The sequence below is a fragment of the Hydrogenophaga sp. genome (assembly GCF_030656115.1).
Classification (GTDB): domain Bacteria; phylum Pseudomonadota; class Gammaproteobacteria; order Burkholderiales; family Burkholderiaceae_C; genus Hydrogenophaga.
In genome coordinates, this window is record NZ_JAUSOO010000129.1 from 135,007 (window position 1) to 144,823 (window position 9,817).

Below are 9,817 nucleotides of genomic sequence, written 5' to 3' on the forward strand. Positions count from 1 at the left end.
GTGCATTGCAAGCAGCGGGCCAGAAGCCGTGCCAGTCAGCGGCGTGGGCGCACGGGTTCTGCATTTCGCAGCAGTGGGCACCACGCGGTGTAGGGCTGGCCCTACACCGCGGTCCCATTCAGATGGGTTTGGCGGTGCGCGCGTGCCGCTCGGCGTACAGCGCCAGTTCCACATCGTTCTTGGCGCCGGTCTTTTCCAGGATGCGTGCCCGGTAGGTGCTCACCGTGTTGGGCGCCAGGCCCAGCTGCGCACCAATTTCGCTCACGGTCATGCCTTGCGTGAGCAGGCGGTAGACCTGGTGCTCGCGGTGCGACAGCGTTTCGGGCCCGCCCTGGGCCGAGGCGCTGCCCACCGCCGCGGCCAGTGCTTCGGCCGTGGCCTGGCTCAGAAACACGCCGCCGCTGGCGGCCTTGCGCACGGCGGCGAGCATGTCGTCGGGGTCGGCGCTTTTGTTCAGGTAGCCGCAGGCGCCCAGGCGGATGCAGCGCACGGCGTATTGCTTTTCGGGGTAGGTGCTGAGCATGAGCACCGGCAGGCGCGGGTGTTCGCGCTTGAGCGCCTGCAACACATCGAGCCCGTCCAGCCCCGGCATGGCGATGTCGAGCAGCACCACGTCCAGCCCCTGCGGGCCGCCCAGCGCCTGCACCATGGCCAGCACCTCGGTGCCGGTCTGGGCCTCGGCCACCACCTGCACATCGGGCGCGTCGGCCAGGATCTGCTTGAGCCCCTCGCGCACGATGCGGTGGTCGTCCCCGATCAGCACGCGCAAGGTGTCGGGCAGTGGGTTCATGGGGCAACTCCGTCGGGCAAGGTGAGCGTGAGGCACATGCGCGTGCCCTGTCCTGGTGCGCTGCTGATGTGCACCTCGCCGCCAAAGTGGCGGGCGCGTTCGCGCATGCCCATCACGCCGTAGGCGTCGGCGGCTTCAAAGGCTTGCGCCAGGGCGCCCACGCCGTTGTCTTGCACCGCCAGGCTCAACGCACGACCGTGCACCACAATGGACACCGCCAGGTGCCGAGCGTGCGCGTGGCGGCCCACGTTGCTCAGCATTTCCTGAAAAATGCGAAACACCGCCATGGCCAGCGGCTCGGGTGGCTCGGGCACGCCGTCCACGGCCAGGCACCAGTCCAGGGTCATTTCAGCGGACTGCACAAACTCTTGTGCCTGCCATTCCAGCGCGGCCCACAGGCCCTGGTGGTCCAGAATGCTGGGGCGCAGGTCGGTGATGATGCGGCCCACGTTGTCCACCGCGGTCTCAATCAGGCGGCTCATGTTCTGGCACTTGCAGCGCATGCGCTCGCGCATGACGCCCGCGGCCTCGGGGCTGCGCTGCGGCTGTTCGGCCAGGCGCTTGTCCATCCAGTTCACGTCCATCTTCAGCGCCACCAGCAGGCTGCCCAGCTCGTCGTGCACCTCGCGGGCAATGCGGGTGCGCTCGTCTTCGCGCACGGTTTCCGACCACGCGGCCAGCTCGCGCACCTGCTTCAAAGCCGTGGCCAGCGCCCGTGTGCGCTCGTTCACGCGCTCTTCCAGCCCGTCTTTGGCGCGCTGCAGTGCGTCGGCGGCGCGCTTGCGCTCGGTGATGTCGACAAACGTGACCACCGCGCCGCGCACCTGCGGGCCATCCAGAATGGGGTGGCTGGAATACTCCACCGGAAACGCCGTGCCGTCGCGGCGCCAGAACACCTCGCTGTCGATGCGGCAGGGCAGGCCCTGGCGAAAGGCGTTGAAGATGGGGCACTCGGCTTCGGGGTAGGGCGAGCCGTCGGCGCGCGCGTGGTGGGTCAGCTCGTGCATGTTGCGGCCCAACAACTCGGCGGGCTCAAAACCGATCATGCGGGCACCGGCCTGGTTGATGAACACGCACAGCCCGTCCAGGTCCACGCCGTAGATGCCTTCGCCGGTGGAGGCCAGCAACAGCGCCAGCGGATCGCGCCAGGCCTCGGCGGCGGGCGTCTGAGGGCGGCTGAACCAAGCGTGGGCATCCAAGGGCATGCAACGCACAAGCAATCGATGTGCCAAAGCGCTGTGTGTTTTTGCCACCGCGGGCATGGCAACGGCGGCACAATGCCCGTCTACCGTTCCTCTACAGCCCCTCCATCTGCCCAACACCCCCATGGCTCTGCTCGACAAACTGTTTGGCGCGCACCGCGAAAAGAACGCATCCGATTCACGCCACCCCACGCCCCGCGAGGCGGCGGTGAGCGGCTCGTCCAGCGCCCACGAAGCGGCCCGGCTGCTGCGCGCACCCACCGCGCTGATGCAGCTCAGCGAGACCGAGGCACTTACCATCGTCGGCTTCATGACGCCGCACCGCTTTGCCAGCGGCACCACCATCATCCGCCAGGGTGAGGTCACCGACACCGGCTTCATGGTGCTGGTGCTGGACGGGGAAATCACGGTGGAAAACCTGATCGGGCACCGCGTCAACCCGGTCACGGTCAACGTGCTGGGGCCGGGCAGCCTGATTGGCGAAATGGCGCTGGTGGACGGCGCAGCCCGCTCCGCCACCTGCACCGCCAGCACCGATGTGCACTGCGCGGTGCTCACGCGCGAGGCGCTGGAAACCCTCATCACCAAACGCCCGGCCACCGCCGCCAAACTCATGACCGCGGTGGCCCAGCGCCTGGCCGAGCGGCTGCGCGAGAGCATCCACAAACAGCAGATCTACAGCAAGCTGGTGCAGTCGCTGCAAGAGGAGCTGGACGCGCTGATGCCCACAAACGACAGGAGGCGTTGAGTCAGGGCGGCGCTGAACAAGTCCCCCCACGCTGCCGCTGCGCGGGGCGCCGCCTCATTTCAGCAACTCGATTTCGCCGTAGTGCAGGCGCAGAAAGCCCCGGGTCTCCAGCGTCTTGAGCGCCTTGTTCACGCTTTGGCGGCTCACGCCCAGCATGCGGGCAAACACCTCTTGCCCCAGGCGGATGCGACGGCGAGGCGCTCCGCGGCTGCCATAGCCTTGGGCCAACAGGCACAGCCTGCGCTGGATGCGCTCCTCCAGCGGCAGCAAGGCCAGCTCTTCCAGCACCACAAAAGCCACCCGCAGTTTCTGGCAAACCAGCCGGGCGAGTTCTCGCCAGTGGTCTGGATGCCCATCCAGCCAGTCCTGCAAGGCGTTGCGCGGCACCACCAGCACGTGGGTTTCGCCGTCGGCCACCGCGTTGTGCGTGCGGGGCAAACCGTCAATCAGGCCAATTTCGCCAAACCATTGGTAGGGCTCCAGATACGCCAGTTCAGCCGGTTGGCCCTCGGCATTGAGCGTACCGATGTAAAGACCGCCCGCGATCACACAGCACAAACCGTCCGCCGGCCCTCCGCGCAAGAACAGCGACTGTCCATGCGCCAGGTGCCGCACCCGCCCCAGCCGCAGCAGCACGTCTTGCAGTTCTGCGGAGCAAGCGGCGAACCATTCGTCGCTGGCCAGCGCGGCCCGCAACGGGGTGGGTAGCGATTCTGATGAGGGCATGGAAGGAGACAGCAACCCACCGCACCTGGGCGGGATTGTCGAAATTTTGACAGACAGCCGCTCCGGTTGCGCGCATCCTTGCCGCTCCTACACAAACCACCCTGGAGACAAGCATGGACAACGCCACCCGCCAGCTGGTGCAGTACGCCCACTACCACCGCGACCCGCGCAACATCGCCACCCACTACATCGGCATTCCGCTCATCGTCTTCGCCGTGGCCGCGCTGCTGGCGCGCGTTCGCCTGGAAACGGCGGGCCTGGTCATCAGCGCCGACTGGGTGGTCTGGGCGCTGGTGACCGCGTGGTTTTTCACACTTGGGCAGCGGGCGCTGATCCTGTGCACCGCCCTGGTTCTGGCCTTGCTGGTGGCCCTTGCGCACCCCCTGGGCACCGCGCCGCTGAACGCCTGGCTCGGCTGGAGCCTGGGCAGCTTTGTGGTCGGCTGGGTGTTCCAGTTCATCGGCCATTACTGGGAGGGCCGCAAACCCGCCTTCGTGGACGACCTGCGCGGCCTGCTGATCGGCCCGATGTTTGTGGTGGCCGAACTGGCTTTTGCCCTGGGCGCTTTCCGCGCCTTGCACACGGCGATCGAGGCCGCCGCCGGCCCCGTGCAACGGCGCGGGTCCGCTGAAAAGCGCCCGGCGTGAGCACCTCGGCCAACCTGTCGGGCAACGCCCCGCCCGGCCCCGTGCTCGTGATGGGCGCCGGAAGCATTGGTTGTTTCGTGGGCGGTTGCCTGCAGGCTGCTGGCGTTGAAGTGGATTTTGTGGGGCGAAGCCAACGCCTCGCCCAGTTGCAGCTCAGTGGCCTGCACCTGACCGATCAGGACGGCCGCGACCAGCACATCCCAGCGACCCGGTTGCGGCTGCACGAACAGGTACCCACGGGCGCACAACCCTCGCTGGTGCTGCTGTGCGTCAAGAGTGGCGCCACGGCCCACACGGCCCGCGACCTGCAGCAAACACTGCCTGCGGGCACGCCGGTGTTGTCGCTGCAGAACGGCGTGCAGAACGCACCCACGGCCCAGAAAGCAGCGCCGGCGTTGAAGATCGTGCCGGGCATGGTGGCCTTCAATGTGGCCCAGGGACCCGACGGCCGCTTCCACCGGGGCACCGCCGGCCAACTGGCCGCGCAGGACACGCCCGCGCTGCGTTTGTGGCAAGCCCACTTTGCGCGCGCCGGCCTGCCACTGGTCCTGCACACCCAGCTGCGCGACGTGCAATGGGGCAAGCTGCTGCTGAACCTGAACAACCCGGTCAACGCCCTCTCTGGCTTGCCCCTGCGCACCCAGCTGCAGGACCGGGCGCTGCGGCGCGAACTGGCCGCACTGATGGAAGAAGCCCTGGACGTGATGGCCCATGCGGGCGTGCGACCCGCCCGCATGACGCCGCTGCCCTGGCGGCTGCTGGTTCGCGTGCTGCGCTTGCCCACGCCCATGTTCCGCGTGTTGGCCCGGCGCATGCTGCGCATGGACCACCTGGCCCGCTCCAGCATGGCCGACGACCTGGCGCACGGCCGCCCCACCGAGATCGACGAGCTCTGCGGGGAGATCGTGCGACTGGCACACACCTCCGGCCGTTCAGCCCCGCTCAACAGCGCCATGGCGGCGCGCATTCTTTCCCACTCCACCGCGTGCCGTCCCATGCCCGCACCACCCCCACGAACATGACGTCACTTCCTCCGACCCCCAGACCCGGCGCACCAACCATGGCGTGGACCAGCGCCTTCGCTGCACTGCTGCTCCTGCTGGCCTTTGCCGCTGCGTGGTGGACGCGTGATCTGCCGCTGTTCGCGCTCACGCCGCCCGGCGGCGGCGCTGCCGACATGCTGCCCAGCCAGCGGCAGGACCTGCACACCACCTTCTTCACCATCTGGGCCGCGCTCATCCTGGTGGTGCCCGCCCTGTGCCTGCTGCCGTTTCGCCACCGCTCGGCCAAGGCGGCCGACTACTGGCTGGCGTTCTGGACCGTGTCCCTGCTCGTTTTCCTGGTGCATTTCTACTGGGCCGTGGTCGTCATCTTCGGCAACGACTGGTCGCGCATCCTGAACACGCCGCGCGTGACCGTCCCGCGTCTGGACACGGTGTTTGCCGCCTGGTGGGTGGCCGACGTGCTGATCGCCTGGCTCTGGCGCTCCGAAGCCCTGTGGGTGCGCGTGCAGCGCTGGGGCGTTCACGCGCTGGCTCTGCTGCTCTTCTTCATGGGCGCCGCACGAGAAGGCGAACTCGCTGCTTCGCGCACGCTGGGCTGGCTGCTCGGGGTGGCGGTGGTGGTCAGCGCTGTGATCGCCCTGCAGAACCACCGGCGCGCCCGCACCGCCTGACAGGGCATCGGGTACAACCCTCCAACCCCATTCACCCAGGCCCACAACATGCACACCCTGACCATTGCCCTCGCCCTGATCGTCTGCTTCATCCACGTCTACATCGTCGTGCTGGAAATGCTGTGGTGGGACACGCCCAAAGGCCACAAGGCGTTTGGCCTGAAGCCCGACTTTGCCAAGGCCACCAAGGTGCTGGCGGCCAACCAGGGTCTGTACAACGGCTTCCTGGCCGCCGGCATTGCCTGGGCGCTGTGGCGCGCCGATGCGCCGGCCCTGGCCTTCTTCCTGGGCTGTGTGGCGGTGGCCGGCCTGTACGGCGCCGCCACCTCCAGCAAGAAGATCCTGTTCATTCAGACCATACCGGCCGCCGCGGCGCTGCTGGCGCTGGTCAGTCTGCCGGCCGCCTGAGCGGCTCAGGTGTTGGGCGCGGTCTTGGCGCTCCAGACCATGGTGATGGCCAGAATGCCCAGCACCACCCCGAGCGACACCGCCACCGGAATCTTGAAGATGTCGATCAGCATCATCTTGGTGCCAATGAACACCAGAATCACGGCCAGGCCGTAGTTCAACAGGTGGAAGCGGCTGGCCGCGGCCTGCAGCAAGAAGAACATGGCGCGCAGACCCAGAATGGCAAACACGTTGCTGGTCAGCACAATGAACGGGTCTTTGGTGATGGCGAAAATCGCCGGAATGGAGTCCACCGCGAAGATCACGTCGGTCATGCCCACCAAGGCCACCACCATCAGCAGCGGGGTGGCAATCCTCTTGCCGTTCTCCACGGTCCAGAATTTTTCACCGTCGTATTCCTTGCTCACCGGCAACACCTTGCGCAGCAACTTGAGCGCCGGGTTGTCGTCCAGGCTCTCTTCTTTGCCGGCGGCCCACCACATCTTCACGCCGGTCAAAATCAGAAACGCGCCGAACACATACAAGATCCAGTGGAACTGCGACAGCAGCCATCCGCCCACCAGAATCATGATGGTGCGCAACACAATGGCGCCGATGATGCCGATCATCAGCACCCGTTTCTGAAATGCCGAGGGCACGGCAAAGTAGGTGAAGATCAGCAAGAAGACAAAGATGTTGTCCACCGCCAGGCTCTTCTCGATCAGGTACCCGGTGAGGAATTCCAGCGATTTTTCGTTGGCGATGGCGGTCGAACCCGTCTCGTTCTTCACCGCCCACCAGAACATGGCGTTGAACACAAAACTCAAGGCCACCCAGACCAGCGACCAGTTCAGTGCTTCTTTGATGGTCACGTCGTGCGCGCCCTGCTTCTTGAGCACCACAAAATCGACAAACAGCGCCGCCAGCACGAACGCAACAAACACAAGCCAGAGCCACAGGGGCGCAATGGTTTCCATAAAACTACCTTGAAGGACGGTGTTGAAGAACAAACACCCTCCAAGGTCTGGCCTGAACCGGGCGTGGCGCCCGGTTCGGGGTTTCCGGCGGTTTGCTTCGCGCTGAAGCAGACCACGTATTGACGAAAACCCCACCCGCCGAAACCGCGCGCAGCGCCCGGTGGCAGGTTGGTTACTCCCCTTGATGGGAAGGCGCGATTGTGGGGGCAGCACCCCGACCCCACAAACTGAACGACCTTCAGCATTTGACTGACGGTGGCCGCTGCCCGGCGCAGCCGCAGACCCGGCGAAAATACGGCCAGACACCGCCCCTTTCAGCCCACCATGTTCAAGCCCCTGACCCTGCTCACCCTCACCACGGTTTTTTGCCTGGGCGCTGTGGCCGCCAGCCGCGACGAAGCCGGCGCGAACACCGGCGACAGCGCCGAAGGCTTTTGGGTTGCCACCGCGCCGAGCGGCGTCCACGTGAAGTGGGGCGTTCTGGATAACGGCGACACCTGGGGCCTCTACGACCGGGAGGGCACCATCCTCGGTGCCTTCCATGGCAGCACCCGTTCCAGCCAGGGCGTGCTGCACGGCACCGGGCAGGCGTTTGACATCCCTTCGCGCACGGTCGGAGCGACCAGCTTCACCGGCACCTACGTGCCGCGCCAGGCCATCAGCATCACCACCTCGCACGGCGTCGGTTTCAGCGGCCGTTATGTGGCGGGCTACGACCAACCGGCCCGCCTGAGCGAGCTGGCAGGCCGCTTCGACGGCGAAGGCCTGAGCAGCCTCAGCCCCGTGCACAGCATGGACCTGCGTGTGGATGCGTCCGGCGCTGTGGCGCTGTCGTCAGACCACGGCTGCACCGCCAGCGGCACCGCCACACCGCGCCCCGGCGGCAAGAACGTGTTCAACATGGCGCTGCAATTTGCCGGCAGCGGCTGCGCCCTGGGCCACGGCACCACCGTCTCGGGCATTGCCCACTTCAGCACGGCGAGTGGCGAGCTGTTTGTGCTGGCCATGAATGCGGCGCGCACGGATGGGTGGCTGTATTTGGGGGCCTGGGTGGGGGAATGAAGGGCCCGAACAGGCGGGCGGTCACAGCGCCCATTCCTCCACCGCCAGTCCGGGCACCCGGTGAAACTCTCGGGCGTTGTTGGTGATCACCACGCTGTCTTGCGCCAGCGCATGGGCTGCGATCAGCATATCCATGCCGCCCACGGGTTTGCCTGCGCGCTCCAGCGCGGCGCGCAATTGCGCATAGTGGTGGGCAGCTTCTACCGGCCAAGGCCGCACGTCAAAGCCCGCCAGCCAGCTTTCCACTGCCGCGCTGAACTTGGGTGACGCCAGCTTGGCCGCTCCAAAGCGCAATTCCGCCGCAACAATGGCCGACAGCCAGAGCTGCTGACGATCGAGCGCTGCAAAGCGCTCAACCATGCTGGCGGGATGACGACGCAAGATGTAACTGCAAATGTTGGTGTCCAACGTGCGGCGCATGTGCAGGCTCAGCTCCAGTCGCGCTCTTGCGCAGGCGGGTCTTGCCGATCGGTCAGAAAGTCGGCAGGCAGTGGCTCCGTGCTGGCGTAAAAGGCTTGCAACCACTGGCCCATGTCGGCAGCAGGCTCGACTTGCGGCTGCATCCAGAGTGCATGACCGATCTGCTCAATGCGCACTTCCTGCGCCTGCAGACGCAGCTTGGCCGGCAGCCTGATGGCCTGACTGCGGCCGCTCATAAAGAGTTTGGCGGTGGTGGACATGGTGGCCTTCCCCTTTGTAATATGACATAAGCATATTACATGGCTGGCGTGAGCGTATCAAGTTCACGCAGCTTCTTTGTAAAACACCGTCCGCGGCGCCTGGCTTGCCACCGCCTCGTGGATCGCACCAATGTGCTGCGGCGTCGTCCCGCAACACCCGCCCACGATGTTGACCAACCCCTCGGCCGCGAACTCGCGCAGCAGGCGGCTGGTCACTTCGGGTGTTTCGTCGAAGCCGGTGTCGCTCATGGGGTTGGGCAGGCCGGCGTTGGGGTAGCAGCTGATGAAGGTGTCGCCCGCCACCTTGGCCAGTTCCTGGATGTAGGGGCGCATCAGCGTGGCGCCCAGCGCGCAGTTCAGGCCCACGGCCAGCGGCTGGATGTGGCGCACGCTGGCCCAGAAGGCGGTGACGGTCTGGCCGCTCAAGATGCGACCCGACGCATCGGTCACGGTGCCGCTGATGATGACGGGCAGGCGCTCGCCGCTGTTCTCGAAGAATTCGTCGATGGCGAACAGCGCGGCCTTGGCGTTGAGCGTGTCGAAAATGGTTTCCACCAGCAGCACGTCGGACCCACCCTCGACCAGCGCTTCCACCTGTTCGTAGTAGGCGGCGCGCAATTGCTCGAAGGTCACGTTGCGCGCGCCGGCGTCGTTCACGTCGGGGCTGATGCTGGCGGTCTTGGGCGTGGGGCCCAGGGCGCCACACACGAAGCGGGGTTTGTCGGGCGTGCTGTACTTGTCGCAGGCTGCGCGGGCGAGGCGGGCCGAGGCCAGGTTCATCTCGCGCGCCAGGTGGGCCATGTCGTAGTCTTCCTGCGCGATCGTGGTGGCGCCGAAGGTGTTGGTCTCGATCAGGTCGGCGCCGGCGGCGAGGTAGCCCTCGTGGATGTCGCGGATCACGTCGGGACGCGTGAGGCTCAGCA

The 9,817-nt window shown here is 66.4% G+C and carries 13 protein-coding genes; 6 read left to right on the plus strand and 7 right to left on the minus strand.

Annotation, left to right across the window (positions count from 1 at the left end):
• Window positions 1–118: 118 nt before the first annotated feature.
• Both Q7J58_RS16700 and Q7J58_RS16705 read right to left on the minus strand, forming a co-directional pair.
• The gene (locus Q7J58_RS16700; RefSeq protein WP_304830468.1) at window positions 119–790 is read right to left on the minus strand and encodes a response regulator transcription factor; all 672 of its coding nucleotides are present in this window, start codon (window positions 788–790) and stop codon (window positions 119–121) included.
• Window positions 787–1,995 (minus strand): PAS domain-containing sensor histidine kinase, encoded by a 1,209-nt coding sequence (locus Q7J58_RS16705; protein WP_304830469.1) that lies wholly within the window; start codon window positions 1,993–1,995, stop codon window positions 787–789. Before Q7J58_RS16705 ends, Q7J58_RS16700 begins: the two co-directional genes overlap by 4 nt.
• Window positions 1,996–2,116: 121 nt before the next feature.
• Here Q7J58_RS16705 and Q7J58_RS16710 point away from each other — a divergent pair, with 121 nt between their 5' ends.
• On the plus strand, window positions 2,117–2,740 hold the full coding sequence (locus Q7J58_RS16710; RefSeq protein ID WP_304830471.1) for a cyclic nucleotide-binding domain-containing protein: 624 nt from the start codon (window positions 2,117–2,119) through the stop codon (window positions 2,738–2,740).
• Between the two features lie 54 nt (window positions 2,741–2,794).
• Here Q7J58_RS16710 and Q7J58_RS16715 read toward each other — a convergent pair whose 3' ends face one another.
• Window positions 2,795–3,466 (minus strand): Crp/Fnr family transcriptional regulator, encoded by a 672-nt coding sequence (locus tag Q7J58_RS16715; protein WP_304830473.1) that lies wholly within the window; start codon window positions 3,464–3,466, stop codon window positions 2,795–2,797.
• Between the two features lie 113 nt (window positions 3,467–3,579).
• On the opposite strand from Q7J58_RS16715, the gene Q7J58_RS16720 reads away from it, so the two are divergent.
• The 4 genes from Q7J58_RS16720 to Q7J58_RS16735 are packed head-to-tail and all read left to right on the plus strand — an operon-like array spanning window position 3,580 to window position 6,196.
• The gene (locus Q7J58_RS16720; protein ID WP_304830475.1) at window positions 3,580–4,113 is read left to right on the plus strand and encodes an Mpo1-like protein; all 534 of its coding nucleotides are present in this window, start codon (window positions 3,580–3,582) and stop codon (window positions 4,111–4,113) included.
• The gene (locus Q7J58_RS16725; RefSeq protein WP_304830477.1) at window positions 4,110–5,135 is read left to right on the plus strand and encodes a 2-dehydropantoate 2-reductase; all 1,026 of its coding nucleotides are present in this window, start codon (window positions 4,110–4,112) and stop codon (window positions 5,133–5,135) included. The genes Q7J58_RS16720 and Q7J58_RS16725 overlap by 4 nt, the downstream gene beginning before the upstream one ends.
• A 38-nt stretch (window positions 5,136–5,173) precedes the next feature.
• On the plus strand, window positions 5,174–5,788 hold the full coding sequence (locus Q7J58_RS16730) for a hypothetical protein (protein WP_304830479.1): 615 nt from the start codon (window positions 5,174–5,176) through the stop codon (window positions 5,786–5,788).
• A gap of 48 nt (window positions 5,789–5,836) precedes the next feature.
• Complete coding sequence (locus tag Q7J58_RS16735) at window positions 5,837–6,196, plus strand: DUF1304 domain-containing protein (RefSeq protein WP_304830481.1); 360 nt, start codon at window positions 5,837–5,839, stop codon at window positions 6,194–6,196.
• A 5-nt stretch (window positions 6,197–6,201) separates the two neighbouring features.
• On the opposite strand, the gene Q7J58_RS16740 is transcribed toward Q7J58_RS16735, so the two are convergent.
• Window positions 6,202–7,152 carry a TerC family protein gene (locus Q7J58_RS16740; RefSeq protein ID WP_304830488.1) on the minus strand — a complete coding sequence of 317 codons (951 nt, stop codon included), beginning with the start codon at window positions 7,150–7,152 and terminating at the stop codon, window positions 6,202–6,204.
• Window positions 7,153–7,476: 324 nt separating this feature from the next.
• On the opposite strand from Q7J58_RS16740, the gene Q7J58_RS16745 reads away from it, so the two are divergent.
• Window positions 7,477–8,214 carry a hypothetical protein gene (locus Q7J58_RS16745; RefSeq protein ID WP_304830489.1) on the plus strand — a complete coding sequence of 246 codons (738 nt, stop codon included), beginning with the start codon at window positions 7,477–7,479 and terminating at the stop codon, window positions 8,212–8,214.
• Window positions 8,215–8,235: 21 nt separating this feature from the next.
• On the opposite strand, the gene Q7J58_RS16750 is transcribed toward Q7J58_RS16745, so the two are convergent.
• From Q7J58_RS16750 to Q7J58_RS16760, 3 genes are all read right to left on the minus strand, one after another.
• Window positions 8,236–8,634, minus strand: coding sequence for a type II toxin-antitoxin system VapC family toxin (locus tag Q7J58_RS16750; protein ID WP_304830491.1), 399 nt, complete (start codon window positions 8,632–8,634; stop codon window positions 8,236–8,238).
• Window positions 8,635–8,642: 8 nt separating this feature from the next.
• Window positions 8,643–8,894 (minus strand): AbrB/MazE/SpoVT family DNA-binding domain-containing protein, encoded by a 252-nt coding sequence (locus Q7J58_RS16755; protein WP_304830493.1) that lies wholly within the window; start codon window positions 8,892–8,894, stop codon window positions 8,643–8,645.
• A gap of 63 nt (window positions 8,895–8,957) precedes the next feature.
• On the minus strand, window positions 8,958–9,817 hold an 860-nt coding region (locus Q7J58_RS16760), incomplete at its 5' end, for a homocysteine S-methyltransferase family protein (protein ID WP_304830495.1).

What these genes read in the sequence shown, in the direction of transcription:
- Q7J58_RS16700 (WP_304830468.1), bottom strand. Translation starts at nt 790, where the DNA reads ATGAACCCACTGCCCGACACCTTGCGCGTGCTGATCGGGGACGACCAC.
- Q7J58_RS16705 (WP_304830469.1), bottom strand. Translation starts at nt 1,995, where the DNA reads ATGCCCTTGGATGCCCACGCTTGGTTCAGCCGCCCTCAGACGCCCGCC.
- Q7J58_RS16710 (WP_304830471.1), top strand. Translation starts at nt 2,117, where the DNA reads ATGGCTCTGCTCGACAAACTGTTTGGCGCGCACCGCGAAAAGAACGCA.
- Q7J58_RS16715 (WP_304830473.1), bottom strand. Translation starts at nt 3,466, where the DNA reads ATGCCCTCATCAGAATCGCTACCCACCCCGTTGCGGGCCGCGCTGGCC.
- Q7J58_RS16720 (WP_304830475.1), top strand. Translation starts at nt 3,580, where the DNA reads ATGGACAACGCCACCCGCCAGCTGGTGCAGTACGCCCACTACCACCGC.
- Q7J58_RS16730 (WP_304830479.1), top strand. Translation starts at nt 5,174, where the DNA reads ATGGCGTGGACCAGCGCCTTCGCTGCACTGCTGCTCCTGCTGGCCTTT.
- Q7J58_RS16735 (WP_304830481.1), top strand. Translation starts at nt 5,837, where the DNA reads ATGCACACCCTGACCATTGCCCTCGCCCTGATCGTCTGCTTCATCCAC.
- Q7J58_RS16740 (WP_304830488.1), bottom strand. Translation starts at nt 7,152, where the DNA reads ATGGAAACCATTGCGCCCCTGTGGCTCTGGCTTGTGTTTGTTGCGTTC.
- Q7J58_RS16745 (WP_304830489.1), top strand. Translation starts at nt 7,477, where the DNA reads ATGTTCAAGCCCCTGACCCTGCTCACCCTCACCACGGTTTTTTGCCTG.
- Q7J58_RS16750 (WP_304830491.1), bottom strand. Translation starts at nt 8,634, where the DNA reads ATGCGCCGCACGTTGGACACCAACATTTGCAGTTACATCTTGCGTCGT.
- Q7J58_RS16755 (WP_304830493.1), bottom strand. Translation starts at nt 8,894, where the DNA reads ATGTCCACCACCGCCAAACTCTTTATGAGCGGCCGCAGTCAGGCCATC.